Here is a 26,083-nt window from a genome sequence, read left to right as displayed (position 1 = left end):
AAGTCCCGTGGCTTTTGCGAACAACCCCAAATACACCGGCGTGATCCCGCCAGTCATCACCCCGCGCACCGCAGACGGCGTGATCGACACCGCCGGCCTGGAGGCAGTAGTGCAGCACCTGCTGGCCGGGGGAGTAACCGGCCTGTTCGTGCTCGGCTCCTCCGGCGAGGTGCCCTACCTGTCGAATGCCGAGCGCGAGCTGGTGGTCTCCACCATCGCTGCGGCCAACGACGGGCGCGTGCCGCTGATCGTGGGAGCCAACGAGCAGACCACCGCCCGCGTCATCGAGGAGGGCCGGCGCATGATCGAGCTCGGCGCCCAGGCGCTGGTGGTCACCACCCCTTACTATGCGCTGTCCAATGCCGCGGAGATCGAGGCGCACTTCCGCGCCATCCACGCCGCCCTGGATGTGGACATCTTCGCCTATGACGTACCGGTGCGCACCCACGTGAAGCTACCGCTGGATGTGGCGATCCGCCTGGCCAAGGACGGGGTTATCGTGGGCGTGAAGGACTCCTCCGGCGACGACGTGTCCTTCCGCCAGCTGCTGCTTGCCACCGGCGGCATCGAGGGCTTCTCGGTGTTCACCGGGCACGAGGTCGTGGTGGACGGCGCGCTGCTCGGCGGCGCGCACGGCGTCGTGCCTGGACTGGGCAACGTGGACCCGGCCGGCTACCGCCGGCTGTTCGACGCCGCAGTGGCCGGCGACTGGGCGCAGGCCGCCAAGGAGCAGGACCGCCTGGCCCGCGTCTTCGACATCGTCTACACCCCTGATTCCTCCCGGGTTTCCGGCGGCGCCGCAGGCCTGGGAGCCTTCAAGACCGCCCTGGTCGAGCTGGGCATTATCGGGAACAACACGATGAGCACCCCGATGGAATCGCTGAACGCCGCCGAGGCCGCGGCCATCCGCGCGATCCTGGCCGAGACCGGCCTGCTCGCCGCGGTAGCCGGCTAGGCGCGCGCGATGCTGGACGCCGAACGCGGCGCGGTCATCGCACTGGACGTGGGCGGGACCAAGATTGCCGGCGCGGTGCTAAAGCCCGAGGGCAGGATGCTGGCCACCGGGCAGCTGCCCACCCCGGCCGCTGACGGGGCGGCGGCGGTGCTCGATGCCATGGCCCGGCTCGTGGACGAGCTGCGCGCCCAGTCGGCGGTGCCCGTGGCCGGGGTGGGACTCGGGGTAGCAGGGGTCATCGACCCGGCCACCGCCCGGGTGCTCTCGGCCACCGACACGATCGCCGGCTGGGGCGGCACCGACCTGGCCGGCGGGCTGCGCGAACGCACGGGCCTGGCCGCCCGGGCCGTCAACGACGTGCACGCCCACGGCCTGGGCGAGGCCCGCTACGGCGCCGGCGCGCACGCAGGCAACGTGCTGCTGCTGGCGGTGGGCACCGGTGTCGGAGGATCCCATGTGATCGGCGGGCGGGCGCAGTACGGCGCCCACCGGGTCGCCGGGCACATGGGGCATATCGATTCGCCGCTGGCCGCGGGCCTGGCCTGCTCCTGCGGGCGCACCGGGCATGTGGAGGCCATCGCCTCCGGCCCGGGCATCCACCGGCACTACCTTCGCCTGGGCGGGGACCGGCAGGTCGCCGACACCCGGCAGGTCGCGGCGCGTGCCGCGGACGGCGACGAGCGGGCCGTCGAGGCCCTGCGCACCGGGGCACGGGCCGCGGGCCTGGCCGCCGGCTCGCTGGCCAATGCGCTGGACCCGGAGCTGGTCATCATTACCGGCGGCATGGCCGGGGCCGGCGAGATCTGGTGGAATGCGCTGCGCGAGGGCTTCGCGGACAGCGCCATCGACGCGCTGCGCGGCACCAGCCTGGTGCCGGCGCAGCTGGGCACCGCAGCCGCCTTCTACGGGGCGGCCAGCCTGTTCTGGAAAGAGGAAGGGAAGGACGCCTGATGCTGCTGTCCAAGGAGCAACTCGAAGCACTGCGCGGGCAGCTGGTGGTCTCCGCCCAGGCCTATCCGGGCGAGCCGATGCGCCACCCGCAGACCATGGCCCAGATGGCTGCCTCCGCGGTGATCGGCGGGGCCGCGGCCATCCGCGTGCAGGGCCTGGCTGACATCCAGTTCACCCGCTCGGCCGTCGAGGTTCCGGTCATCGGCCTGTTCAAGGACGGGCACGAGGGCGTGTTCATCACCCCGACCGTGCACCATGCGCTGGCCGTGGCCCAGTCCGGGGCGCACATCGTGGCCCTGGATGGCACCCGCCGCGAGCGACCGGACGGCAAGAGCCTGGCCCAGACCATCAAAGCCGTGCATGAACTCAGCGGCGCGCTGGTGATGGCCGATTGCGGCAGCCTGGACGATGCGCTGGCTGCCGCCGAGGCCGGGGCCGACCTGGTGGGCACCACGTTGGCCGGCTACACCGGCGAGCGTCCCAAGACTGACGGTCCGGATCTGGAGTTGCTAGAGCAGATCGCCGCGGCCGGGCTGGAGTGCCCGCTGGTGGCCGAAGGCCGCATCCATACTCCGGCCCAGGCCCGCTTAGCCCTCGAGGCCGGCGCTTTTGCCGTGGTGGTCGGGACCGCGATCACCCATCCGGCCACCATCACCTCCTGGTTCAGCGACGCGTTGGGCGGCGGTTCCTGACGCCGGAAGCCGGGGGTACCCCAGGGGCGGAACGCACAGCGTTCCGCCCCTGGGGTTTTTCTATTTATTCAAACAAAGTACTTTTGACGTGGAGATAATTATTCAGATTAAATCGGAAACCACTAGCCAAGGTAATGCACGCCACATACACTGGGGGTGACGTCCTACGTCATACCTCTAGCGGATCACCGCGATCATCCCATCCCCAGTGAGAGGACTCCGCCCTTGAAACCTGTTATCCACCGATCACGCCGGCGCCGGCCGCTGGCCCTGGCTGTGGCAGCCGCGCTGCTGGTGCCGCTGTCTGCCGCCTCGCCAGCGCAGGCTGCCGGTTCGGCCACCGAAGCCGACCCGGGCGCCGCGCCGGGGCAGTTCACCGAGACCAACCTCGGTGCGGACCGCACCGAGGCCGATTTCTTCTACCGCATCCCGGCGCTGCTGCACCTGGGCGACGGGGTGGTGCTCGCCTCCTGGGATGCCCGGCCGGGCAGCGCCGCCGACGCGCCGAACCCCAACTCCATCGTGCAGCGCCGCAGCACCGACAACGGCAAGACGTGGGGGCCGATGACCACGATCGCCGCCGGGTTCGCCGGCAGTGCCGAGGAAGGCAAGTACGGCTATTCCGATCCCAGCTACGTCCACGACGAGCAGACTGGCAAAGTCTTCGCCTTCTTCGTCTACTCCAAGGACCAGGGCTTCCACGGCAGCACCTGGGGCAATGACGACGAGAACCGCCAGGTGATCAGCGCCGCGGTGGTCGAATCCTCCGACGGCGGGCTGACCTGGAGCGAGCCGCGGCTGATCACCGAGGTGGTCAAGCCCGGGGACGGTGCCGTGCCCGGCGCGGTGCGTAGCACCTTCGCCACCTCCGGCGCGGGCATCCAGCTGTCCCGCGGCGAGTACGCCGGCCGGTTGATCCAGCAGTATGCCGGGGATGTCATGCAACCCGACGGGTCCCGCAGCATCCAGGCCTATTCGGTGTACTCCGACGACCACGGTGCCACCTGGCAGCGCGGCGAATTCACCGGCAGCCGCATGGACGAGAACAAGGTCGTGGAGCTCTCCGACGGCCGGGTCATGCTCAACTCCCGCGATTCGGCAGGCGACGGCTACCGCAAGGTGGCCGTATCGGAGGACGGCGGCCACAGCTACTCCCAGGTTTCCGCGGACCATCAGCTGCCCGACCCGACGAACAACGCCCACATCACCCAGCTGTATCCGGGCGCCGAGGCCGGCAGCGCCGAGGCGAAGAAGCTGCTGTACACCGGGGCCAATTCCAAGACCGGCCGGCAGAACGTCTCCGCCCGGGTTTCCTGCGACGACGGGCAAACCTGGCCGGGGCTGCGCACCATCCGGCGCGGCTTCTCCGCATATTCGGTGGCCAGCGCCCTGGACGATGGACAGTTCGGCGTCTTCTATGAGGGGGGCTACACCGACTCCATGCAATTCGCGAGCTTCGACGAGCAATGGCTGAATTACGTGTGCGCACCGCTGGCCGCGCCGGAACTCACCGCCGCAGCCGGGGAGCAGGCCGAGCTGGAGGTGACCATCGCCAACCAGGAGGACCGCGCCATCAGCGGCACCTTGGCGCTGGCCGAAAGCAGCCAGGCCACCGCCGAACCGCTGTCCATCGAGCCGCTGGAGGCCGGGCAGTCGCGCACCGTGGCCCTGCCGGTGGACATCTCGGCGCTGGCCAATGGCACCCAGCAGCTGCAGCTGGTGTTCACCGAGGCCGACGGCACCCAGTCCCAGGGGCTGGTCGACGCGCAGATCAACGGCCAGGAGGTCACCGGCATCGAGGTGACCGGTCAGCGCGCCGACTCCGGCCGCGACCTGGCTACCGACCCTTATGCCGAAGGCGAGAAGGTGCCGTACAGCTTCACCGTGAAGAACACCGGCAACATCAACCAATGGGTGGTGCCCACCGAGGGCAACTTCGCTCCCTTCGCCGCGAAGCCGGTCGGCGAGCCCAGCGAGGCCGGCAACTGCCGCTACTCCAACCTCGCTGCCGGCGCCTCCTACCAGTGCACCACCCCGCGCCATGCGGTGACCGCCGAGGACCTGTCCAACGGATACTTCACCCCGCAGACCACCTGGACATCCGGCAAGCTCGGGGACTACGCGACGGTCGCCAACGAATACCGGATCATCGGCGACGAGGTCGACCTGCTGGTCCGCGCCCCGGGCCTGGAAGCCCGCGCCGGGCAGCCGGTGCTGGCCGACCTGGACGATGACGGCTACGCATCTGCCGGAGACACCGTCAGCTATGAGGCCACCGTTCAGAACACCGGCAACGTGCGGCTGACCGGCATCACCGGCGGCGGGATCGAGATCCCGGAGCTGGCCGCGGGGCAGAGCGCCACGGCCACCATCACCCGCCAGCTGCAAGCCTCGGATATCGAGCAGGCCAAGCTGGCTGAAGCCGCCGAAACGCTGGCCGGGAACAACGGGGCCAAGCAGGCCACGGCCGAACTGGTGCTGCCGGCCTTGGACCTGCCGGTGCAGGAACAGGAGGAAGCCTCCGGCAAGCCGGGCAAGGCCGTGCTCTCGCACGACAACGGACAGGACAGCGGGCTGCAGGACGGCGACTACACGATCACCATGGATCTGCGCTACGGTGCCAACGCCACCGAGTTCATCCTGTATGAGAACGGCGAGCAGATCGCCCGCCAGCCGCTGGCTGCGAACGGCCAGGAAGCCCAGCAGGCCAGTGTCGGCATCACCGGCAAGGCGAACGGCACCTACAAGTACCAGGGCGTGCTGCGCAACGCTGCCGGCCAGCGCAAAACCGCGGTGCTGGCCGTGAAGGTCACCGATGCCGCGCCGGGTGCGCCGAAGCTCAGCGCCCAGGTTGATGCTCAGGCCGGCACGATCACGGTGAGCAGCGAGCTGCGGTGGGGCACCAACGCCACCAGCTACCAGTTATTCGAGAACGGCAAGCTGGTCGATGAGCAGCAGCTGGACGCCGACACCCCGAACGCGCAGCAGGCCACGACGGTTCTGGAGGACCGTGCACCGGGAACCTACCGATACCGGGCGGCCGTGGCGAATGCCGCCGGTTCCACCGATAGCAAGCAGCTGGTGGTGCGGGTGAAGTAGCACGGTGGCAGGCCGGATCCTGGTTCCCGTCGCCAACCCCGCCGCCAGCAGGGCGCGCGTCCGTTTCCGGGCGCGCGCCCTTCTCGCCTAGGCTTGGGAGCGAGAATTGTGTTGAACAGCATGAACGGAGAATCAGTGGACGTCTTTATCAAAGGCCCTTCCAAGCGCGACGTAGCTGGCATGAAAGCGGCCTTCGGCGAGGTCCAGGGCGGCGATGTCCTATCGGTGCTCTACAAGACCGAACGTTTCGGCAACTTCTTGATTACCGGGGCCGCGCACGCGACCGTGCTCGATGACGTGATGGTCGGCGGGTTGAACGCGGCCGCGGCGAAGAAGAAAGCCAAGGACGCCGAGGGCGGCGAGATCATGCAGCGCCAGCCTGACAAGGACGTGCGCGCCTTCCCTGCCGTCTTCGAAGGCGATTTCGCTCCGGAAGACATCGAGGTTTCCGAGCTGTCGCATGGCGATCTGGTGGTGGCTTCCTTCAGCCAGGAACCATACGGCGATTTCGTGGTGACCGGGGTGGTCACCGAAGCCGAGAAGGACCGCGGCTACCTGATGGTCGGCCCGTGGATCCTGCAGACCGCGGATGGACCAGCATCACGCTTGCTGTCGGTGCAGCGGGTCGCGGCCAACGGCACGCACGTGGCACCGGTGCCTACGCGTCGCGGCCTGGTCGAGGTCGACGGGCTTTAATCCGCGAAGATTCCCGGGGGACTGGGGTGAATGAGCTGATCCGCCATTCACCCCAGTCTTCTTTTAAGGCGTGGTGATGGTGGCGGTTTTCGCGTCTGGCTGCGGCCAATACCCGGGAAATGGTCCAAGAGATCAGCGCCATTCGCGAATCATGGAATACCCGCTCCTTTTCGCGAGTGAGCAGCAACGCCTGGAGGATCCTGGATCTGCTGATGCAAAAACCAGTGATTGCAGCAGCCTCCGCGGCCAGAGTCCGGGCGTGAAACCGCCAAGCATCTACCCGCCTCTTCAAGCGCTCACGAACTGCGGCATCTTGCAGTCCAAGAAGGAACACAAGCTCGGCCCAATCTGGCGCAGCGATGAGATCCTGCACGCTATCGATCACTTTGCTGAACGTGCCGGGCGCAACCGGCAGGTTCAAAGCAAGGCAAATCGAGCACAGCCTACTGGAGGCAGCATTCGCCAGCAGTTTTTGAAATCAGGGACCCAGACGCATATTGATGCGCAACCAGTCTGTGCTCCCGGAGCGGAGGACCTGGCCATGGGCCGGGATGCTGCTGCACGCACGTCGGCATGCCCAGCATACTCGGCGGGTGCGTGGTCATCGCCTGCGCAGTGCTGGACGTAAGATCAAGGAACCAGCATAGTGAACAGGACTTCCATGATGACATCGCCAGATAGCACCGGCACGGTGCCCGTGACTGCATTGACCGGGCTCAGCGCCTTTCCGCTCACCCCGTTGAAAGACGGCCAGCTCGATCAGACCGCCTTCATCGGACTGGTGCAGCGCTTGGTTGCCGCCGGGGTGGATTCGATCACCGTACTGGGCTCGACCGGTTCGTACATGTACCTGGATCGTGCAGAGCGCGAGCGCGTCATCCGATTGGCAGTGCAGCACGCTGCCGGGATACCGGTGCTGGCCGGCGTCGGCGCCATGCGCACAGAGCACGTGCTGGCGCATATTGATGATGCCCGGGCCGCCGGCGCGGCCGGAGTGCTGCTCGCCCCGGTGGGCTACCAGCGGCTGGATGATGACGAGGTCTTCGAGCTGTTCCGGGCAGCCACCGGGCGCAGCGAGCTGCCAGTGGTCGTCTACGACAATCCGTCAACCACCCATTTCACCTTCAGCAACCAGCTCTACGGGCGGATCGCGCAGTTGCCCGGGATCATTTCCATCAAGATTCCCGGGGTTCCGGCAGATCCGGAAAAAGCGCGGGCGCATGTTGCCGCGATCAGGGCGGTGCTTCCCGAGCACGTGGGCATTGGCGTCTCCGGCGATGCGTTCGGGGCAGCCGGGCTGATCGCCGGGTGCGATACATGGTTTACCGCGGTGGGCGGGACGATCCCGGTACCGATGCTTGGGATCACGCGTGCGGTGCAGGCGGGTGAGCCCGCGAAGGCGCAGGCTCTCAGCGAAGACCTGCAACCTCTGTGGGAGCTGATCGGGCAGTGCGGCAGCCTGCGCGTCAGCGCCGCCATCGCCGAGCGTCAGGGATTGGCTGCGCCCGATTGCCTGCCGTTGCCGGTCCAGGGGCTGAAACCGGATCAGCGCGCCCAGCTAGCGCTGATGCTCGACCGGTTGGGGCTGGCAAGTCTCTAGCGAGTCGGAGCCAGATCCAGTTCCGCCAGGTCCAATTCCACCAGGGCCAGGCTCCTGTTGCGGTTGACGACAGTGAAGCCGGCAGCTTCGAAAGTTGCCAGGACACCGGTAAACAGTCCGGCACTGTCCTTGGCATTGATGCTGGTATCGGTGGGGCGGGCGCGCAGCACGCTGGCGCCGTTCGCGCGGGCATGCTCGATTGCGCCGGCCAGCAGCTGGGCCGAAATGCCTTGGCGGCGGAATTCGGGGCGGATAACGAAACAAGTCAGCACCCAGATGGATTCGCCGGCCTGGTGCCCGCGGGGGCGGAAGCGCGGGTACCGCCCGCTGGGCCCGACCTGCACCCAGCCTGCCGGCTGGCCATCGGCATAGGCGAGCAGGCCGGCGGGAATGCCGGGGGCGCTGACCTGTTCGCGCAGGGCAGTATCATTGCTGGCCGCGCCGCGGTTCCATTGCTCATCGATGAAGTACTGGCATTTGCACCACGAGGGATCGCCCCGCACACCGAAGATGAGTGCCAGGCCATCCCAGCGCGAGGCATCTGCAGGCAAGATTTCTAGTTCCATCAAGTCTTCTTCGGGGACTGGTTCCGGGCGCCTGTGGGGCGTACCCTGTGGCTAACTGGATGTCGATCAAGGAAAGCGTGCCCACCACCATGCCACGAATAATCCGTTTTGACCATATCGGCATCACCGTTGCAGACCTCGATCTGGTGACCGCCTTCTTCATTGGCCTGGGCCTGCATGTCGAGGGGAGAGTCGACGGGATGGAAGGCGAGTTCCTGGAAACCGTGTGCGGGGTCAAGGACTCGCGCACGAACATCGTGATGCTCAAATCCGAGGATTCCTCCGTCGGCATCGAGCTGTCCAGCTTCGAGAAGCCCGCGCACGAACCGGGCAACCCGCACGCCATGGCCAATGAACTCGGGATGCGCTCGATCGCGTTCGAGGTCGACGATCTCCAGGAGATGCTCACCGGCCTTGAAACCCAGGGCTATGGGCTGATCGGCGGGGTCGGCGAATACGAGGGCATGTGGAAGATGGCCTACGTGCGCGGTCCCGAAGGGCTGACCGTGGCGCTGGCCCAGCGGCTGGACAATTAATCCCAGCAGCCGCGACTACTGTTAAACGGCCGGAGCTCGGCCCCGCGGAATTTCCCCGGGGCCGGGCACCGGTGACCTGGCCTCAGGCAGGTACTAGCGCTTGGCCTTCTGCAAGGACTTCTCGCTGATCGGCGCATTGTCGCTGGCGCGCAGCTTGCGGAAATACTCCATGGCCTCGTCTTGGCGTTCTGCTTCGCCGCCCGAGGAGATGTCCGCACGCAGGTGGTCCTGGGTGTAGCCGAAGGCGTCCACCAGGTCCTGGGCATGCGGGCGCAGGCGGGCGAGCAGGCGGTTGATGTAGCCGGACAGGGTGCGGGCACGCTGCATCGAGAGCAGGCCGTTGGCCAGGTACCAGCCCAGGTCGTCCTCGATCAACGACAGCGCGAAGACATCGCGCAGCCAAGTCAGCACCTCGGTGGTGGCCGGATCGCCGGTCTTCTCGATGGCCGCGGTGAATGCCTCCCAGCGCAGCAGCTGGCCGTGATCGCGGGCCGCGGAGATCAGCAGGTCCTGGTTCTCGTTGAACGCGGCGGCGCCCTTGGCCTTGTCCTTCCCGGCGGCGCGCAGGGCGTTGGCTACCGAGGCGACCTTGGCATTGATGCGGTCGGCAAGCAAGGCTCGCTGGTTCTCCGGGTCCTTGAAGAAGTTGGCGCTCTTGCGCTCATCGGAGATGTCCGCGAAGGCCTGGCCCACGCTGCGCAGCCCGGAGCGGTGCAGTGCGGTGGTGCCTGCCTGCTTGGCCGCGTACAGCGCCATCGCGCCGGTGTCGAGCTTGCGGAACTCGGCCGCATAGTCGGTGAGCAGGCGCTTGCCCACCAGCTGCAGCAGCACATTGTTGTCGCCCTCGAAGGTCACGTAGACATCCAGGTCCGCGTAGAGCTGGGTGAAGCGGTTCTTGGCGATGAAGCCGGCGCCGCCACAGGCTTCGCGGCATTCCTGGATGGTGTCCAGTGCGTCCCAGGTGCTCAGCGGCTTCAGCGCGGCGGCGAGGGTTTCCAGGTCCTGGCGGTCGTCGTCGCTGTCGGCGCGGCCGGAGAACACCGCATCGAACTTGTCCAGCAGGCCGTCGTGGGCGAAGGAGGAGGCATAGGTGCGGGCCAGCCGGGTGATCAGCCGACGCTGGTGGCGCTGGTAGTCCAGCAGGGTGGTTTCCTCGGTGTCCGAGGTGGAGTTGAACTGGCGGCGCTGGTTGCCGTAGGTCACGGCGATCTGCAGGGCGATCTTCGAGGCGTTGGTGGCGGCGCCATCCAGCGAGACGCGGCCCTGGACCAGGGTGCCGAGCATGGTGAAGAAGCGGCGGCCCGGCGAGGGGATCGGCGAGGAATAGGTGCCATCGGCGTCCACGTTGCCGTAGCGGTTGAGCAGGTTGGTGCGCGGAACACGCACGTTGGTGAAGTGCAGCCGGCCGTTGTCGATGCCGTTCAGCCCGCCCTTGAGCCCGTCGTCCTCGCCGCCGACGCCGTCCAGGAAGTTGCCGTCCTCGTCGCGGATCGGCACGTAGAAGCAGTGCACGCCATGGTTCACGCCCTTGGTGATCAGCTGGGCGAAGACGGTGGCTGCCTTGCCGTGCAGCGCGGCGTTGCCCAGATAGTCCTTCCAGGCGGCCTTGAACGGGGTGTGGATGACGAATTCCTCCGTGGCTTCGTCGTAGATGGCAGTGGTGGCGACCGACGCCACGTCCGAGCCGTGGCCGATCTCGGTCATGGCGAAGGCGCCCGGGGTCTTCAGGCTCATGGCATCCGGCAGCCACTTGGCGTGGTGCTCTTCGCTGCCCAGGTGCAGGATCGCTCCGGCGAACAGGCCCCACTGCACCCCTGCCTTGATCTGCAGCGATGGGTCGGCTGCCACCAGTTCCTCGAAGGCGGCCAGCGAGCCGCCGTGGTCATCGAAGCCGCCGAATTCCTTGGGGAAGGCACGCTGCACGGCCTCCTGCTCGACGAGGATGCCCAGCTGGCCGAGCACCCGTTCGCGATGCTCGTCCATGCCCAGCAGCGGGTCGCGCTGCAGCTGCGGATTGGCGGCGCGGGCGCGCGAGGCCTTGCGGATTTCGGCGTAGGGGCCGAGCAGCTGCTCGGAGAGGGCGGTGACGTTGATGCGGTTCTCGCTCATGGCGTGCCTTTCATTTCGGTGGTGTCGGGTTAGGGATGCACTCAAGGTGCTTCAGCGGGTTGTCGGTGTCCGGGTGGAGGCGATGCCGTAGGCCAGCCAGTTGGTCAGTTCGGTGGCCAGCGACTGCAGCGACGGCTTGTTGGCGCCGGGCGGCTGGCTCAGCCATTGCTCGCCGGCGGCGCGGACCATGCCCAGGGCCGCACGCGGCCACAAATCGAGGGTGGCGGCGGTGGCGCGCTGGTCGTAGAGCTTGAGCAGGCGTTCGCTCATCAAGCTGGAGGCCTCCTCGAAGAAGGTGTTCAGAGCCCCGGCCGACTCGTCATCGGCCGAGCGCGGGGCGGAGGTCACGAAGAAGTACAGGTTGGGGCTGTTGTCGGCCAGTCCCAGATAGGAGGAGACCATCGCGTGCAGCGCGCTGATTTCGTCTTCCTTGGCCAGACCCGCGGCGATGACGCGTTCGCGGAAGTCGTTGATCACCATGGCGCTTAGCGCCTGGCGCAGTCCTTCCTTGTCTCCGAAGTACCGGTAGTAGACGGGCTTGGAGGTGCGTGCGTGCCCGGCGATGTCTTCCATCGAGACCTGCGGGCCGAGCTCGTGCACTGCCTTGCGTGCCAGCTTGAACAGCTCCTCGTGGCGCGCGGTGCGATGCGCTTCCCAGCGGGCTGCCCGGCCGTCGGTCTCGCGGTCGAATTCTTCGGTGATCTTGTTCACGTAACTCAGAGTATCATGTACTCTTGGTTACAGTAATACTTGTCACACCAGAATATTTACAGGAGTTCAACGAACATGAGCCAGCCCTCTGTGCGCAATGCCGTGATCATCGGTGGAAACCGCATTCCCTTCGCCCGTTCCAACACCGCCTATGTGAATGCGTCCAACCAGGACATGTTCACCGCCGCACTGGAGGGCCTGGTTGCCCGCTACGGACTGCAGGGACAGCGCATCGGTGCAGTCTCCGGCGGTGCGGTGCTCAAGCACTCCAAGAACTTCAACCTGATCCGCGAAGCGGTGCTCGGCTCCTCGCTGGATCACGCCACCCCGGCCTACGATGTGCAGATGGCGTGCGCCACCGGCATGGAAGCCATCGGCTCGCTGGCCAACAAGATCAAGCTCGGCCAGCTCGAATCCGCCATTGGCGGCGGCGTGGACACCACCTCCGACGCGCCCATCGCCGTATCCGATTCGCTGCGCGCGATCCTGATGGAACTGTCCCGGGCACGCACCACCAAGGCCAAGCTGGGCGCGCTGGCCAAGATCCGTCCCGGCCACCTGGCCCCGGCGGCCCCGGGAACTGGCGAACCACGCACCGGACTGTCCATGGGCGACCACCAGGCGATCACCACCAAGAAGTGGGGCATCACCCGTGAAGCGCAGGATGAGCTGGCGCTGGCCAGCCACAAGAACCTGGCCGCCGCCTACGACCGGGGCTTCTTCAACGACCTGATTACCCCGTTCAACGGCCTGGCCAAGGACAACAACCTGCGCGCCGACTCCAGCATGGAAAAGCTCGCCAAGCTCAAGCCGGCCTTCGGCAAAAACCTGGGCGAGGAAGCGACCATGACCGCTGGCAACTCCACCCCGCTGACCGACGGCGCCTCGACGGTGCTGCTGGGCAGCGAAGAGTACGCCCAAGCCAACGACCTGCCGATGCTGGCGAACTTCGTCGACTTCGAAGCCGCCGCGGTGGACTTCGTGCACGGCGGTGAAGGCCTGCTGATGGCCCCGGCCTACGCCACCGCCCGCATGCTCAAGCGCAACAACCTCACCTTGCAGGACTTCGACTTCTACGAGATCCACGAAGCCTTCGCCGGCACCGTGCTCTCCACTCTCAAGGCGTGGGAAGACGAGGAATTCTGCCGCGAGAAGCTGGGCCTGGAGGCGCCGCTGGGCGCCATCGACCGGTCGAAGCTTAACGTGAATGGCTCCTCGCTCGCAGCCGGACACCCATTTGCCGCCACCGGCGGCCGCATTATCGCCAGCACCGCGAAGATGCTGCACGAAAAGGGTTCGGGCCGCGCACTGATTTCGGTCTGCGCAGCAGGCGGCCAGGGCGTCGTCGCAATTCTGGAGGCTCGCAACTAATGGCAGACAAGTACATGGAACTGGTCAACACCGGCCTGACCAAGAAGCTGGCCACCATGCTGGGCCTGCCGCGTCCGCCGCGGCTGCGCCGCTACAGCCCGGATGCCGCGCTGCTGCCCGGCCCGGTATTGATCCTCGGCGCTTCGGCCAAGGCGCAGGAATTGAGCGACACCTTGGTCTCCTGGGGTCTGGATGTGCGCCGGCATGACGCAGGGGAAGCCAAGCTCGGCGGCCTGGTGCTGCTGCTCGACGAGCTCGAGCGCCCGACCGACCTCTCGCCGCTGATGCTGGCGGCCGGCCAGGCGCTGCGCAAGCTGCTTCCCGGCGGCCGCGTGGTCGCTTTCTCCCGGCCTGCCGGGGATGATGATGAGCCCCAGCTGTCAGCCGTGCGCCAGGGCATCGATGGCGTGGTGCGCTCGATGGGCCGCGAAATGCGCGGTGGCGCGACCGCCAATGGCATCGTGCTCGAAGCTGGCACTACCGTGGCCAGCCCGAGTGCGCTGGCCGCCTTGCGCTTCTTCTTCTCCGGGCGCAGCGCCTATGTGGACGGCCAATTCCTGACCGTGCGCACCAACGATGGCGTGCTTCCGGCTGACTTCGCCAAGCCGCTGGCCGGCAAGGTGGCAGTGGTGACCGGGGCCGCCCGCGGCATCGGCGCGGCCATCGCCAAAACCCTGTCCCGCGATGGGGCGCAGGTGGTCGTGGTGGACATGCCGGCCGCCGGCGAAGCGCTGGCCAAGGTGGCCAATTCCATCGGCGCCACCACCTTGCAGCTGGATGTCACCGCGGAAGATGCAGCGCAGCAGATCATGGATCACGCGATCGGCCGGCATGGCTCGCTGGATCTGGTGATCCACAATGCCGGAATCACCCGCGACAAGCTGCTGGCCAACATGGATGCCGGCCGCTGGGATTCGGTGATTGCCGTGAACATCGCCTCGCAGCTGCGCATGAACGAGGCCTTCCTGGCGGCCAAGCTGCCGGGCCTGCGCATCGTGTCGCTGGCGTCCACCTCCGGGATCGCCGGGAACCGCGGGCAGACCAATTATGCGGCTTCCAAGGGCGGGGTGATCGGCATGGTGCACGCCAGCGCCAAGCTGTTCGCCGAGAATGGCGGCTCCATTGCCGCGGTGGCCCCGGGATTCATCGAGACCGAGATGACCGCAAAGATCCCGCTGGGCACCCGCACCGTGGCCCGCATGGTCCTGCCCTCGCTGATGCAGGGCGGCCTGCCGGTGGATGTTGCCGAAGCCATCAGCTTCCTCGGCTCGGATGCCGCGGCCGGGCTGAACGGCCAGGTGCTGCGCGTCTGCGGCCAATCGCTGGTAGGTGCCTGAGATGGGTGCGCAGATCGTTACCGGAATTCCGTCGATGGCCTCGGTCTATGCCCAGTCCGTCAAGACCCTGAAGCGCAAGCCGAAGAACCCGGTGCTGCCCGAAACCGTGCTGGTGTTCCAGGGCGCGAAGGCCGATCCGGCGAAGCTTGCCGAGTTCCGCAAGGCCGTGGACGCACCGGTGAACGGTGTGCTGCCGAGTCTCTACGTGCACTCCTTGGCGTTCCCGCTGGCGATGTCCTTGATGGTGCGCGACGATTTCCCGTTGCCGCTTCTGGGAATGATCCACCTGGTCAATCAGGTGGAGGTCCAGCAGCCGCTGGGGGAGGACGAGGCATTCGACATCGAGGTGCACAGCGAGAACCTCGCGGCCCATCCGCACGGGGTGACCGCCGACCTGGTGATGCGCATTGTGGTGGATGGGCAGGACCGGATGCTGCTGCGCAGCACGTTCTTGGCCAAAGGCGTGCGGCTCGATGGGACCACGCCGGAGAAAAGCGCGCGCCCTGACTTTGCCGCACCGCAGCGCACCGCAAGCTGGAAACTGGATGCTGGAACCGGACGCCGCTGGGCCGCGGTCGCCGGGGACTACAACCCGATCCACCTGGCTGCGCTCAGCGCCAAGGCATTGGGCATGCCGGCGGCCATCGCCCACGGCATCTACCTGGCGGCCCGTGCGCTGGCGGGGATCGAGCCTGCTGGCGGAAGCTACCGCTGGAGCATCGAGTTCAAGACTCCGGTGGTGCTTCCGGCTTCGGTAGACCTGGCCTTCCAGCCGAACTCCGACGGTTACACCATCCAGGCGTGGAATGCGCGCAAATCCAAGCCCCACTTCGAAATGGAGCTGGTGCGCGGCTAGGTGAAGTCACCAGTGCCCTGGTCATCGACGCAGTCGCGTTGACGGCCAGGGCACTGTGGTGCCACCGACCTTGACTAGGCTCGGTGTCGCACGGACTGGGCCATGCGATAGCTGGCCAATGTAGCGACAGCGGCGCGCTCCCAGGTGAATAGTCCCGAATGCTCCAGTGCGCCATGGCCGGCGGCAGTAATCTGTTCAGGATCCCGGGCAAGCTCAAGCAATTTTTCGGCCCACAGCTGGGCATCGGGCTCGTCCATGAGCCACCCTGATTCGCCGTCGTTCACGGCGTACGCCAAACCGCCCACGGCATTGGCCAGAACCGGAGTGCCGCAGGCCTGCGCTTCGGCAGCTACCAGGCCGAAGGTCTCGGAGAGCGAAGGGACTGCAACGACGTCGGCGTTGGCGAAGACGAGTGCCAATTTCTCGGGGGAGAGCGGATCGAAGAAGCGGACGACGTCCTGAAGGCCGTGGCGTTGCACGAGCGATGGCAGGTCGTAGTTGGTTTGCCCGGACAGGGCGCCGAAGAGTGATGCGGTGATGCGCAGGCTGGGGTCCTCGCGGCGCGCGATGCCCATGGCTTCGAGCAGCAGATGCGCTCCCTTCAGCGGTTGCATCCGTCCGGCATAGACCAGATGCAGGTCATCCTCGCCCAGCGGGCGGCGCACCTTGTCCTGGTCCGGATGGAAGATTCGATGGTTGACGCCGGGCAGCACGATGTCGAGCTTTTTCGATTCCACGGCGTAGAAGCGCCCGAGCTGCTTCGCTTCCACTGGAGTGTTGGCGATGATGCGCGCGCATTCGGAAAGCAGCTGCTGCTCGGCTTCCTTGCGGTACCCGGGCTCGGGGATGCCCGATTCGTGCTCCTTGGCCGCGGCCGAGGTGTGCATCGACACCAGCAGGGGAGCGTCCCACCGTGCGGCCAGCTGCAGCCCCACCATTCCCGAGAGCCAATAGTGGCCATGGATTACATCGATCTTCACGCCGTGCAGGTGGGTGGCTATTTCTTCCGCGGCTTCGTCGATGATTTCGGGCAGCTGCTCCTTGGCCAGGGTCCGGTTCGCGGCTACCTGCACCTGGTGCATCCATACGCCCTCACTGACCTGCAGCGACTCTGATTCCCCGGCGGTGCGCGTGAGCATATGCACTTCGTGGCCCAGCGCGCCCAGCGCATAGGAAAGGTTCTGGATGTACACGTTCATGCCGCCTGCATCGCCGGAGCCGGGTTGCTGCATTGGCGAGGTATGCAGGGAAAGCATGGCTATGCGCATGATCGGTACTCCCAAGGTGCTGTGCTGGTGACGGAATTTTTCGTTCGAAACTCCGCTTCGATGCTACCAAGAAGCCAAGTCGAGCATCTTCGCGTTTGCGGATGTCCAGTGATCCACCATGTCCGCTCCTCCGTGGCCGTCTTTTTCGCAGATGACCAGCGAGGAAGCCGGCCAGAGCTGGTGCAGCTTCCATGCGGTTCTTGCAGGGCCGGAAACATCGGCGCGTCCGTGGATCAGGACGGCCGGAAGATGCTGGATCTTGGCCATGTTCTCGAGGATCGGTGGCTGGCAGAAGCCGTCGTGGGCCCAGAAATGCGTCGTCATCCGGGTCATCGAATGCCGAAAACTGCGCTCTTCCCAGCGCGGATCCCGAACCACTTGCTCGGAGCCGAGGGAAATGTGGGTGTCCTCCCACAGGGCCCATTCGCGGGAGGCCGCGTCGCGAAGTTCAAGATCGCTGGAGCTGAGCAGTTGCGCGTAGGCCTCGACCAGCCGCAACTGTCCGGACGCATAGGCAGGAACATGCCTGCTGGCGAATCCCGCGAGCCGGTCCCATGCCTCGGGAAAGAGCGCTCCGACGGTTTCGGTGATCCATTGGACTTCTTCACGGCTGGTTGTCGTCACCGCGAACAGCACGATGCCGATAACACGTTCGGGATGCGCCTGCGCGTAGGCGAGCGCCAAGGTCGAGCCCCAGGACACGCCATTGAGGATCCATTTCTCGATTCCCAGCCCGATGCGCAACGTTTCGATGTCGGCAATGAGCCGCGGGGTAGTGAATGATTCCATCTCCACGTTTGCATCTGCAGCCGAGGGGAGGGAACGGCCGCAACCGCGCTGCTCGAAACCGATGAGGCGCGTACGGGACAGGTCCCAGCGGTTTCGATAGCCGCTGGCGCCGAGCGTTCCTCCCGGGCCGCCGTGCAGATGCAGTGCCGGGATTCCGTCGCGGCGTCCGAACTCTTCCCAGTACAGCTGGTGGCCATCGTCGGTCGGCATCAGCCCGTGATGGATGGGATTGCTGCCGAGGGAAAAATCAGTCATGTACGCACTTTACGGGAAAGCGGGCCAACGAGGGCTTCATCCAAAGTTGCTTCAGCTCTTCTGGATCTCCTTGGCCGGCCATCATTGAAAATGCGGGGAGCTCGGCTGGAGAGTTCAAGCTGTCCGTCGATGAAGTTGATACTCGCGCCATGTCAGTACAACGATGAATGCGTCGAAAACTGTGAGCCCGATGAGTCCCCAGCTGAAGCTGATAAACAGCTCGTAGATCTGGTACACGATGAATGCAATCAGGAATCCAATGAGCCACGGATAAGCCCACAATTGGTTTCTCAGCACTGCCCACACCAGCACCACCTTTACTATCCCATGGAATAGCAGGTAAGCCGCTGCAAAGAGTGTTGCAGAAACATCTAGGCGTTCAGCCAAACTGACCAGAAAGCGGGCGATGAAATCCTGCGGATCTTCGGAAAGTTCGTGGTGAGTCACTGCACTTACGAACACCATGATCTGAGATGACCCGGCAAAGAGAAATATGGTGCCGGCCACGAGTTCCGAAACGCCCGTGATGCCCTTGAGGATCAGGCCCACGTAAAAAGTTCGGTCAAGCAATCTGCGGCGCTTGCCTTGTCCTGGTGCTGATTCCGGATGGTTCATGGCCCGCTGTGCTTTCTTCATTGCTTGACAAGCATTAACGATGATCTGAGCTTACTTCTCAAAGCGCGACGAATCGCTATGGACTATCTGAGCGCTGGCATGCTGCCAATTCGATTCCACGTGGCGAGCGATGTTCATTTTCAACCAATTTTCGTTCCGGAATGTCGTAGGGAGATCAGGCGCTGATCGAAGCCACGAGGACAGTGAGCCGTCGCTTCGCCTAATTGATCAACGAAGGACAGTGGGCACCCGCGTCATTCGCACGCCTGCGCGAGTACAGTTGATTGCTCGAATCGCTGGCAACTGGCATCACGGTCGCCGAAAACTTGCAATTCTGCCGAAAATCTTGTGACCCTTGACACGAAATTGCAGTGAAAATGCTGAAACCTCCTACTCAAGGCCGAATATTCCGCGAATTTACGGGCGTTTCGACGACTTCGGGGCAGTTGGTGGCCGATTGGAATTCACGCGAAAGCGGTGGTAGAGTTTTACTTCGTTGCCAGCGATAACAACGCGAACAACGAACAACCTGCGCGGGTGGCGGAATAGGTAGACGCGCCAGCTTGAGGTGCTGGTCCTCGAATAGAGGGTAGGGGTTCAAGTCCCCTTTCGCGCACAGGTAAATCCCCGGTTGACTTCGGTCAACCGGGGATTTTTCACATCTGCCAGAAATCTTGGCCCGCTGGGGACGGAATCAATGAGCCGCGGCTCCCTGCGCCATCGCGATACCACCCGGGACTTTGCTTGCTGTGCCGCGCTGATTCCGGCGCGGCGGCCAAAGAAGCTTCCATCGCCCAGGCTGGTACCGCTGGCGTAGCCGCCGGCGCAGACCCCCGAAGTGCAGCGTCCCGCCGCGAACAAGCCCGGGATCGGTGCGCCCGAAACATGCAGTACCCGTGAGTCGGCATCGGTCTTCAGCCCGCCCAGGGTGAATCCTCCGGTGCGGCCACGCAGGTCGATTGCCGCCAGCGCACCGCGCAGTGGCTTGACCCACTTGGGGTTCTTGCCCAGCAGGGGATCGGTGCCCTCGGCCGCGAAGCGGTTGTACTGCTCGATGGTGGCCTGGAGGCTGCCTGCAGACAGTCCCATCTCGGCTTCCAGCTCGGCGGCGTTGTCGGCAACCCAGGTAGGCTGCATCAGCAGTTCCGGACTGGAGGTTTCGCTGGCCGAGCCTTCTTCGAATGCAGCCTCGTCGATGACCAGAAATGCCTGGTTCTCCTGGTGGAACAACGTCGCCTGGCCGTGCCGGCCCGGGTAGGTGTCTTCATTAATGTAGCGCTGGCCGCGGCCGTTGACCAGGATGCCGCGCACCAGCAACTGCGGATCGCAGAAGAATGCGACCTCGGTGGCGTCCATGTGGGCGGTCGCTGCGCCAATCGACTGGCCCATTTGGATGGCGCGCCCGTCGTGCGCCTCAATGGATGCCGCCGGGCGGCCCAGGATGCGCGGCGCATTGGCACGGACCATTTCTTCGTTGAAAGCGAAGCTGCCCATGGCCAGTACCGCGCCACGACGTGCCTTTACGTAGAGATCCTTGCCATAGCGCGTGGCGCCGATGCCCACCACGCGTCCATCGGACTCGACGACCAACGATTGCACCCGCAGGTCGTATTCGGCGCGCGCGCCCAGGGCTTGCGCGGTCTCGACCAGCGGTTTCATGAGCATGTAGCCGCCGCCCTGCTCGCCGGTATTCTTGCCGGACATCTGCGGAACGTGCCCGCGCGGAGCCGGGGAAATCGAGGTGCTGAACGGGGCTGCGTTCTCGCCGCCGGAGTACATCAGCCCGTCATCATGGGGAGGTTCCCAGCCTGGCTGGCCCCAGAACGATTCCTTGAAGACCACACCCGCGTCCACCAGCCAGTTGTAATGATCCACGCTGCCTTCGCAGTAGGCATCGATCTTCGCATCGTCGGTCCCCGGGCCGAGGGCGGCCCTCATGAAGGACTTCATGTTCTCGACGGTGTCTTCGAAGCCCAGAGCCCGCTGCAGCGGAGTGCCGCCGCCGAGATAGACGAAGCCGCCGGCCATGGAGGCGGCGCCGCCCCAGCCTCCGGAACGTTCGATCACTAGCACCTCGGCTCCGGCGCGTGCAGCCTCGATGGCGGCGCTCACCCCGGCGATGCCGTAGCCGGCAACCACCACATCGGCCTCGTAATCCCAATTGCTGATGCTGCTGGCTGAAATGTTGAACGAGCTGCTTTCGGACATGTGCGGGCATCCTATCGAAATAGGCTAAAAAGTATCCAGAAGATTAGCTGTCCACTGCCGATCCACTGCGAAGCAGTCCCACTGGATGGAACCGTCGTGCCTTGAACCCAGCTACCCTTGGGTTCCGCTGAGCCGGCGCAGGCTCTCGGCATCCAGCACCTGGTTGAAGACCGGTCCCTGCGGTTCCAGCACCCGGCCGGCGGCCAAGCTGGGCAGCTGCACCGGGGAGAAACCCAATGCCTTGGTGAGTTCCGAAACCATCTGGGCATCCTGCGCGTTATCCGCGGCGACGCCCAGGGCACGCTGCGCAGATTGCTTAGTTGCCCGATCCGCATCCATATCCCAATGGCTGATGTGATTCAGTGCCTTGACTACGCGCGAGCTCTTGAAGCGGGCCGCGATGCCCTCGGAACTGGACAGACCGGCATCCAGCGAGGCTTCCAGCCAATCGGGAAGCGGCTCATCTTCCCAGCGGTTGGTCGCATCCACCAGCAGGGTGCCAGCCAAGGAGGAGACATCGATGTCGCCGAGTTCTTCCTGCGGCACCATGAGCACCACCAAGTCGACATCCTCGGCGATCTCCTCGGCCAGCACGCCGGTGGCCCGGGATGCATACTGCGCCAAGTGGTATTTCATCATCCGCGGGGGCCGCGAGCCCGCGATGCGTACCTCAATGCCGGCAGCTGCCGCTGCCCGGGCCAATGCCGTGCCAGCTCGTCCTGCGCCCAGGATTCCAATCCGCTTGATGCTCATAGCTCCAGCCTAGACGCGAAGGCCGTGGTGGCATGCAATTCATTGCATGCCACCACGGCCTTCAACTTAGCGGAAGCTTGTCAGCTCCAGAGCGGAGCCAGGGACTTGAACAGCTGCTGCACGCCCAAGATGATGAACAGCACCGCGGTAATCGCCAGCGCCGTATTGGTGTGCCAGCGGTTCGCCCATTCCTTCGGGATGCGCTTGCCGTTGAGCAGGCCCAAGAGGGTGACTGCCAGGAACGGCATGAACAGTGCGCCGAGGACGCCGTAGGCCAGGATCAGGGCGATCGGCTTGTCCAGCAGGAACAGCACCATTGGCGGGAAGGTCAGCCACAGGACGTAGAACTTGAAGTACTTGCCGCCGGTCATGGTGTCCGGGTGGTTTGCAGGCTTCTTGCGCATGTGGCCCCAGAAGTCAGCGAACATCAGCGAAACGCCGTTCCACACGCCGATGATCGACGAGAAGGACGCGGCCCAGAAGCCTACCAGGAAGCCGTTGCCGACAACATCGCCGTACTCGGCCTTCAGCACATCGCCCAGTTCCAGCAGTCCCTTGTCGCCACCGGAAATGGTGACGCCAGCGGCGCGAACAACTTCTGCGCCGACGATCAGCATCGCGAGCACGAAAATGCCGGTCATGACGTAGGCCATGGTGTTGTCGATGCGCATCACGCGCATCCACTTAGGGGTGTACCAGCCCTTTTCGCGCAGCCAGTAGCCGTAGGCGGCCAAGGTGATGGTGCCGCCGACGCCGCCGGCCAAAGCCAGGGTGTAGACCACGCCGCCCTGTGGAATCATCGGGATCAGGCCCTTGAGCATCTCCGGAATGTTCGGCACAGCGATGAAAGCCAAGCCCACCACGGTCACGAACATGATGCCTACCAGCACGGCGGTGATCTTCTCGAAGAAGTTGTACTTGCCGAACCAGACCATCACGAAGCCCAGCAGGCCCATGAGCACTGCCCAGATCTTCAGGTCCACTGCCGGCATCAAGGCTGCCAGCGGCAACGCGGCAGAGCTCATCGCGGTAGCGCCGTAGACGAAGCCCCAGATGATGATGTAGGGACCGAAGTACCAGGTGGTCCACTTGCCCAGGGTGCTCCAGCCTTCGAAAATGGTCTTTCCGGTGGCCAGGGTGTAGCGGCCGGCGCCTTCAACCAGAACAATTTTCAGGATCACGCCGACAATCACTGCCCACAGCAGGGCATAGCCATACTGGCTGCCTGCTACCAGGGTGGCTACCATGTCGGCTGCGCCAACGCCGGTCGCCGCAACGACCAGGCCCGGGCCAATGACCTTCCAGCGCGGTGGGCCGCCACCGTCCAGATCGGCGCGTTGCGCCTCGATGTTTTCACTCATTTGATTTTCCTTTGCCGCAATGCGATGCCGCCGCGGCATCGCATCTACGGTGATGCGGACCACGGGGGTGTGAGATCGTATTCAATCTTGGTAGTGATCTTTCTTACTGGCAAACTCGCAGTCAACTACTAACACTTTCTTAAGTTTGAGGGTGACGTGAGAAACACTGCGTACTCGAATTGCTAGAATTGACCAGTTACCTGCGGGCTTCGCGCCCGGATCTGATCACCGAGGATGATGCCGTGCAGCTGTTGATCGTCGAAGACGACGAGGCCGTCGCCCGCGCCCTGATTGATGCGGTGAGCGCGGCCGGCCACCTGGCAGAGCATGTCAGCCGCGGTGCCGACGCGCTGTTGAAGCATCGCAACGCACAAATGATCCTGCTGGACCTGGGCCTGCCGGACATGGACGGACTTGAGGTCCTGCGCAAGCTGCGCCAAATCAGCGACGTTCCCGTCGTCATCCTCTCGGCTCGCAATGACGAGCGCAGCGTGGTCCGGGGGCTGCGCCAGGGCGCAGACGATTTCCTGGTTAAGCCCATCGGCCTGGCAGTTCTCCTTGCCCGTATTGACGCGGTGGCGCGCCGGGCAAAGGTGCTTGCCGACGACAACGACGGCGTGCTCATCGCCGGCGGGCTGCGCGTGGATACCGGCAAGCACGAAGCGGTACTCGACGGGCGGGCGCTGCATTTGACCGCCAAGGAATTCGACTTGCTGGCGTTGCTGGCCCAGCACGCCGGATCGGTAGTCACCCGGGAGCAGATCCTTGACCGCCTCTGGGGCGACGCATTCATTGCGGTTTCGCGTTCCTTGGATGTCCACCTCACCGGCTTGCGTTCCAAGCTCGCGGCGCCGGGGATGATCGTGAACGTTCGCGGAGTCGGCTACCGGCTGGAAACGCCAAACCCGTGAGGCTGCGCGTACTGGGAATCCTGGGCACTCTGCTGCTGGCGATCGTCGCCATCGCCAGCGCGATGCTGCTGCAGAGCGTGAGCCGCGATGCCACCGCGGACCTGCAGCTGAACCGGATTTCGGCATTGAACCGCTTTGTCCAGCTTGCCACCCATGCCGACCTGAACAGCGACATGTCGCTGCTTCAGCTGGAGATGGATACCTATAGCGATCTGTATGGCGAGGGACTGCTGATCAATCTCGGCCAGCGGCAATTGGTCTCGGGGAGCATCGACCCGCAGGACCCCGAGGTTGCGCAGGCCGTCCGCAATGCCGAACTGAACCTCGGGCTCCTCCAGCTTCCGCCCATCGATCCCTTCTCCGATGCCACTGCATTGCTTTCGCAGCCTTTCGGCAATTCCGCCCAGGTGCTCGGCTCGGTCACGATGCAAGTGAACCTGGAAACTGCACGCACAAAGGTGCTGGAAAAGTCCAGCGTGCTCTGGCTCATGGTCATCTCCCTTGGTGCCGGACTGCTGCTCCTGGCCGACCGCCTCACCTCTTGGGTGCTTCGCCCGGTGCACCGGCTCAACGACGCGGTCAACGACATTGCGCAGCACCAGGCACCGGTGCATCTGGAAGAGCAAGGCCCTCCCGAGCTGCGCCAGCTGTCCCGGTCGCTGAGCCGCATGGCCCAAACCATGGCCGAGAGCCTGGAGCAGCAGCAACAGCTCATCGCCGAGACATCCCATCAGCTGCGCAACCCGGTAGCAGCCTTGAGGCTTCGCGTGGATCTGCTGAAGATGCGCCTGGGCGAGCAGGCGGATCCCGCCGGAGTGCACGCCGTGGAAAGTGAACTGGATCGGGTCGAGACCCTGCTGGATGGCGTCATGCGCTTGGCCAGCGCCGAGCATCGGCTGACCGAGCAAAGGGCCGGGGACGCGCTGCCCGACGCAGCTGTGCGCGGCCAGCAAATCGACGTCGGGCAGATGCTTGCCGAAGAAGTCGAACGGCAATCCGAAGCTGCCCGGCTGCTAGGCAACCAGCTGGTGCTCGATGCCAGTGCCACCTCGGAACCGGAAGCCATCGCGTGGTGCAACGGCTTCGATTTGCAGCAGATGCTCGCAGAACTGGTTGAGAACGCCTTCAAATACGCACCCGGCAGCAGCATCGTGATGGGCCTAGAGCTCCACCAGCGAACAATAGAGATTCAAATCCAAGACCATGGTCCCGGCATGAGCGCCGCTGAACTGGAGAACGCCGCAGATCGGTTCTGGCGTGCAGAACAGGTGCGGCACCGCCCGGGAACAGGGTTGGGACTGGCGATCGTCGATCGCCTGGCACGCGTCAATGCCGGTGGACTCACGCTGGAATCTTCTCCGGGCCAAGGGCTGAAAGCCACAATAAGCCTCCCCCGGCACACCAAGGAATCAGAGGTCCACGATGAGTCCTGAGCCATTGCCATCGCGGCGGAATCTGCTCAAATACCTGCTTGCGCTCCCGGTGGCTGCCACGATCCCGGCCTTGGGTTCTTGCACTTCGCGGGCCAGTGCAGGCCGACTGGATATCGCGTCAGGTGAAGATGGGGGAATGTACTTCCAATTTGCCTCCTTGCTCTCCAAGGCGCTGGTGGCCAACGGCGTCGCCGAGCAGTCCAGCGCCTTGAACACCCAAGCTAGCGCCCAGAACCTGGCAATGCTCGCAGGCAACGAGGCCGAGCTGGCTCTGGCGCTGGCCGATACGGCGGACCAGTATCGGAAGGATCATGGCTCGCAGACCCAGCCGCTGGCCCTGGGCCGCGTCTACCAGAACTACTTCCATTGCATCCTCCGTCCTGGAACCGGCATTGAATCGCTGCACGATCTGGCAGGACGCACCATCGGAACCGGCGCCCCGGAATCCGGTACGTGGGTTACCGGCCAGCGGATCCTTGAAGCGGCGAAGCTCAAGAACAGCGCGAATGCGCCCACGGAGCTGCAGTACGGGTACGCGGCAGGGCTGGACGCGCTGAGCCGCGGAAGCATTGACGCGCTCTTCCTTTTCGGCGGCCTGCCGGTGATGCCACTGAGCGAACTCGCGTCCAGCATGGATCTGGAACTGCTCGACGTGTCGGGGGTCCTGCCGCAGCTGCGTGAGCGGTACCCGGACCTGTACGATGCGGTTGTCATCCCGGAGGGAACCTACCACGGCGTCAAGTCCGTCCAGACAATCGGGGTGGGCAACTTGTTGATGGCGCGCGCGGATATGGCTGATGACCTGGCCGGAGCCATCGTCAAGCTCCTGGTCGACCACGCTGACCAGCTGGTCCCGGACTCCAGCGCCGGCATACAATTCCTGACCACTGAAACCTTGATCAGCACCGGTGGCCTGCCGTTGCACCCGGATGCGCGCACCGCCTACCGGGAACTGCACGGATAAGCTCGCGCACGCCGGTACGAGACGGCCGGGGTCTTGGCCGACTAGTG

The 26,083-nt window shown here is 65.0% G+C and carries 22 protein-coding genes and 1 tRNA gene; 14 read left to right on the top strand and 9 right to left on the bottom strand.

Going from position 1 to position 26,083, the window contains the following annotated elements; translation table 11 throughout:
* Positions 1-7: 7 nt before the first annotated feature.
* The 6 genes from ANI01nite_RS01340 to ANI01nite_RS01315 all read left to right on the top strand — a co-directional run bounded on the left by ANI01nite_RS01340 (position 8) and on the right by ANI01nite_RS01315 (position 7,993).
* Positions 8-955, top strand: a complete 948-nt coding sequence (locus ANI01nite_RS01340; RefSeq protein WP_141355401.1) for a dihydrodipicolinate synthase family protein — start codon at positions 8-10, stop codon at positions 953-955.
* A gap of 9 nt (positions 956-964) precedes the next feature.
* Positions 965-1,906, top strand: coding sequence for an ROK family protein (locus ANI01nite_RS01335; RefSeq protein ID WP_141355399.1), 942 nt, complete (start codon positions 965-967; stop codon positions 1,904-1,906).
* Positions 1,906-2,598: an N-acetylmannosamine-6-phosphate 2-epimerase gene (locus ANI01nite_RS01330; protein ID WP_141355397.1), complete on the top strand. Its 693-nt coding sequence runs from the start codon at positions 1,906-1,908 to the stop codon at positions 2,596-2,598. The genes ANI01nite_RS01335 and ANI01nite_RS01330 overlap by 1 nt, the downstream gene beginning before the upstream one ends.
* Positions 2,599-2,823: 225 nt before the next feature.
* Complete coding sequence (locus tag ANI01nite_RS01325; RefSeq protein WP_170214527.1) at positions 2,824-5,697, top strand: exo-alpha-sialidase; 2,874 nt, start codon at positions 2,824-2,826, stop codon at positions 5,695-5,697.
* Between the two features lie 120 nt (positions 5,698-5,817).
* Complete coding sequence (locus ANI01nite_RS01320; protein WP_141355393.1) at positions 5,818-6,393, top strand: hypothetical protein; 576 nt, start codon at positions 5,818-5,820, stop codon at positions 6,391-6,393.
* A 664-nt stretch (positions 6,394-7,057) separates the two neighbouring features.
* Positions 7,058-7,993 carry a dihydrodipicolinate synthase family protein gene (locus ANI01nite_RS01315; RefSeq protein ID WP_141355391.1) on the top strand — a complete coding sequence of 312 codons (936 nt, stop codon included), beginning with the start codon at positions 7,058-7,060 and terminating at the stop codon, positions 7,991-7,993.
* Here the strand turns inward: ANI01nite_RS01315 and ANI01nite_RS01310 are convergent.
* A complete protein-coding gene (locus ANI01nite_RS01310; RefSeq protein ID WP_141355389.1) occupies positions 7,990-8,559 on the bottom strand; it encodes a GNAT family N-acetyltransferase in 570 nt (189 codons plus the stop codon). The two genes, ANI01nite_RS01315 and ANI01nite_RS01310, sit on opposite strands and share 4 nt — an antisense overlap.
* A 47-nt stretch (positions 8,560-8,606) precedes the next feature.
* On the opposite strand from ANI01nite_RS01310, the gene ANI01nite_RS01305 reads away from it, so the two are divergent.
* Complete coding sequence (locus ANI01nite_RS01305) at positions 8,607-9,095, top strand: VOC family protein (RefSeq protein WP_307723195.1); 489 nt, start codon at positions 8,607-8,609, stop codon at positions 9,093-9,095.
* 93 nt (positions 9,096-9,188) lie between these two features.
* On the opposite strand, the gene ANI01nite_RS01300 is transcribed toward ANI01nite_RS01305, so the two are convergent.
* Complete coding sequence (locus ANI01nite_RS01300) at positions 9,189-11,204, bottom strand: acyl-CoA dehydrogenase family protein (RefSeq protein WP_141355387.1); 2,016 nt, start codon at positions 11,202-11,204, stop codon at positions 9,189-9,191.
* Between the two features lie 51 nt (positions 11,205-11,255).
* Entirely contained in the window at positions 11,256-11,915 is a 660-nt protein-coding gene (locus ANI01nite_RS01295; protein ID WP_141355385.1) for a TetR/AcrR family transcriptional regulator, read from the bottom strand.
* A gap of 75 nt (positions 11,916-11,990) precedes the next feature.
* Here ANI01nite_RS01295 and ANI01nite_RS01290 point away from each other — a divergent pair, with 75 nt between their 5' ends.
* From ANI01nite_RS01290 to ANI01nite_RS01280, 3 genes are read left to right on the top strand one after another with little or no spacing between them, the layout of a single operon-like run.
* A complete protein-coding gene (locus ANI01nite_RS01290; protein ID WP_141355383.1) occupies positions 11,991-13,286 on the top strand; it encodes an acetyl-CoA C-acetyltransferase in 1,296 nt (431 codons plus the stop codon).
* A complete protein-coding gene (locus tag ANI01nite_RS01285; protein WP_141355381.1) occupies positions 13,286-14,623 on the top strand; it encodes a 3-oxoacyl-ACP reductase in 1,338 nt (445 codons plus the stop codon). The genes ANI01nite_RS01290 and ANI01nite_RS01285 overlap by 1 nt, the downstream gene beginning before the upstream one ends.
* 1 nt (position 14,624) lies before the next feature.
* On the top strand, positions 14,625-15,479 hold the full coding sequence (locus ANI01nite_RS01280) for a MaoC family dehydratase (RefSeq protein ID WP_141355379.1): 855 nt from the start codon (positions 14,625-14,627) through the stop codon (positions 15,477-15,479).
* A 74-nt stretch (positions 15,480-15,553) separates the two neighbouring features.
* Here ANI01nite_RS01280 and ANI01nite_RS01275 read toward each other — a convergent pair whose 3' ends face one another.
* From ANI01nite_RS01275 to ANI01nite_RS01265, 3 genes are all read right to left on the bottom strand, one after another.
* Positions 15,554-16,747: a glycosyltransferase gene (locus tag ANI01nite_RS01275; protein ID WP_141355377.1), complete on the bottom strand. Its 1,194-nt coding sequence runs from the start codon at positions 16,745-16,747 to the stop codon at positions 15,554-15,556.
* 63 nt (positions 16,748-16,810) lie between these two features.
* On the bottom strand, positions 16,811-17,791 hold the full coding sequence (locus ANI01nite_RS01270) for an alpha/beta fold hydrolase (RefSeq protein ID WP_141355375.1): 981 nt from the start codon (positions 17,789-17,791) through the stop codon (positions 16,811-16,813).
* A gap of 114 nt (positions 17,792-17,905) precedes the next feature.
* Entirely contained in the window at positions 17,906-18,427 is a 522-nt protein-coding gene (locus ANI01nite_RS01265; RefSeq protein WP_141355373.1) for a DUF2127 domain-containing protein, read from the bottom strand.
* 510 nt (positions 18,428-18,937) lie between these two features.
* On the opposite strand from ANI01nite_RS01265, the gene ANI01nite_RS01260 reads away from it, so the two are divergent.
* Positions 18,938-19,022, top strand: a tRNA-Leu gene (locus ANI01nite_RS01260).
* Here the strand turns inward: ANI01nite_RS01260 and ANI01nite_RS01255 are convergent.
* The 3 genes from ANI01nite_RS01255 to ANI01nite_RS01245 all read right to left on the bottom strand — a co-directional run bounded on the left by ANI01nite_RS01255 (position 19,004) and on the right by ANI01nite_RS01245 (position 22,728).
* Positions 19,004-20,614: an FAD-dependent oxidoreductase gene (locus ANI01nite_RS01255; protein ID WP_141355371.1), complete on the bottom strand. Its 1,611-nt coding sequence runs from the start codon at positions 20,612-20,614 to the stop codon at positions 19,004-19,006. The two genes, ANI01nite_RS01260 and ANI01nite_RS01255, sit on opposite strands and share 19 nt — an antisense overlap.
* 111 nt (positions 20,615-20,725) lie before the next feature.
* On the bottom strand, positions 20,726-21,367 hold the full coding sequence (locus ANI01nite_RS01250) for an NADPH-dependent F420 reductase (protein ID WP_038991029.1): 642 nt from the start codon (positions 21,365-21,367) through the stop codon (positions 20,726-20,728).
* A gap of 80 nt (positions 21,368-21,447) precedes the next feature.
* Positions 21,448-22,728, bottom strand: a complete 1,281-nt coding sequence (locus ANI01nite_RS01245) for an Nramp family divalent metal transporter (RefSeq protein ID WP_141355369.1) — start codon at positions 22,726-22,728, stop codon at positions 21,448-21,450.
* A 242-nt stretch (positions 22,729-22,970) separates the two neighbouring features.
* Here ANI01nite_RS01245 and ANI01nite_RS01240 point away from each other — a divergent pair, with 242 nt between their 5' ends.
* From ANI01nite_RS01240 to ANI01nite_RS01230, 3 genes are read left to right on the top strand one after another with little or no spacing between them, the layout of a single operon-like run.
* The gene (locus tag ANI01nite_RS01240; protein WP_038991294.1) at positions 22,971-23,639 is read left to right on the top strand and encodes a response regulator transcription factor; all 669 of its coding nucleotides are present in this window, start codon (positions 22,971-22,973) and stop codon (positions 23,637-23,639) included.
* Positions 23,636-25,072, top strand: coding sequence for a sensor histidine kinase (locus ANI01nite_RS01235; protein WP_121866803.1), 1,437 nt, complete (start codon positions 23,636-23,638; stop codon positions 25,070-25,072). Before ANI01nite_RS01240 ends, ANI01nite_RS01235 begins: the two co-directional genes overlap by 4 nt.
* A complete protein-coding gene (locus tag ANI01nite_RS01230) occupies positions 25,062-26,036 on the top strand; it encodes a TAXI family TRAP transporter solute-binding subunit (RefSeq protein WP_141355367.1) in 975 nt (324 codons plus the stop codon). The genes ANI01nite_RS01235 and ANI01nite_RS01230 overlap by 11 nt, the downstream gene beginning before the upstream one ends.
* Positions 26,037-26,083: the final 47 nt, after the last annotated feature.

This window comes from Glutamicibacter nicotianae, from assembly GCF_006539525.1.
GTDB classification, from domain to species: Bacteria; Actinomycetota; Actinomycetes; order Actinomycetales; family Micrococcaceae; genus Glutamicibacter; species Glutamicibacter nicotianae.
The sequence above is the reverse complement of the archived record's forward strand: the minus strand, read 5'-3'. Positions and strand labels throughout refer to the sequence as shown.

Excerpts from the sequence above, each read along its gene's own strand:
- ANI01nite_RS01335 (WP_141355399.1), top strand. The coding sequence starts at position 965 with ATGCTGGACGCCGAACGCGGCGCGGTCATCGCACTGGACGTGGGCGGG.
- ANI01nite_RS01330 (WP_141355397.1), top strand. The coding sequence starts at position 1,906 with ATGCTGCTGTCCAAGGAGCAACTCGAAGCACTGCGCGGGCAGCTGGTG.
- ANI01nite_RS01320 (WP_141355393.1), top strand. The coding sequence starts at position 5,818 with ATGAACGGAGAATCAGTGGACGTCTTTATCAAAGGCCCTTCCAAGCGC.
- ANI01nite_RS01315 (WP_141355391.1), top strand. The coding sequence starts at position 7,058 with ATGACATCGCCAGATAGCACCGGCACGGTGCCCGTGACTGCATTGACC.
- ANI01nite_RS01310 (WP_141355389.1), bottom strand. The coding sequence starts at position 8,559 with ATGGAACTAGAAATCTTGCCTGCAGATGCCTCGCGCTGGGATGGCCTG.
- ANI01nite_RS01300 (WP_141355387.1), bottom strand. The coding sequence starts at position 11,204 with ATGAGCGAGAACCGCATCAACGTCACCGCCCTCTCCGAGCAGCTGCTC.
- ANI01nite_RS01290 (WP_141355383.1), top strand. The coding sequence starts at position 11,991 with ATGAGCCAGCCCTCTGTGCGCAATGCCGTGATCATCGGTGGAAACCGC.
- ANI01nite_RS01285 (WP_141355381.1), top strand. The coding sequence starts at position 13,286 with ATGGCAGACAAGTACATGGAACTGGTCAACACCGGCCTGACCAAGAAG.
- ANI01nite_RS01280 (WP_141355379.1), top strand. The coding sequence starts at position 14,625 with ATGGGTGCGCAGATCGTTACCGGAATTCCGTCGATGGCCTCGGTCTAT.
- ANI01nite_RS01275 (WP_141355377.1), bottom strand. The coding sequence starts at position 16,747 with ATGCGCATAGCCATGCTTTCCCTGCATACCTCGCCAATGCAGCAACCC.
- ANI01nite_RS01270 (WP_141355375.1), bottom strand. The coding sequence starts at position 17,791 with ATGACTGATTTTTCCCTCGGCAGCAATCCCATCCATCACGGGCTGATG.
- ANI01nite_RS01265 (WP_141355373.1), bottom strand. The coding sequence starts at position 18,427 with ATGAAGAAAGCACAGCGGGCCATGAACCATCCGGAATCAGCACCAGGA.
- ANI01nite_RS01255 (WP_141355371.1), bottom strand. The coding sequence starts at position 20,614 with ATGTCCGAAAGCAGCTCGTTCAACATTTCAGCCAGCAGCATCAGCAAT.
- ANI01nite_RS01250 (WP_038991029.1), bottom strand. The coding sequence starts at position 21,367 with ATGAGCATCAAGCGGATTGGAATCCTGGGCGCAGGACGAGCTGGCACG.
- ANI01nite_RS01245 (WP_141355369.1), bottom strand. The coding sequence starts at position 22,728 with ATGAGTGAAAACATCGAGGCGCAACGCGCCGATCTGGACGGTGGCGGC.
- ANI01nite_RS01230 (WP_141355367.1), top strand. The coding sequence starts at position 25,062 with ATGAGTCCTGAGCCATTGCCATCGCGGCGGAATCTGCTCAAATACCTG.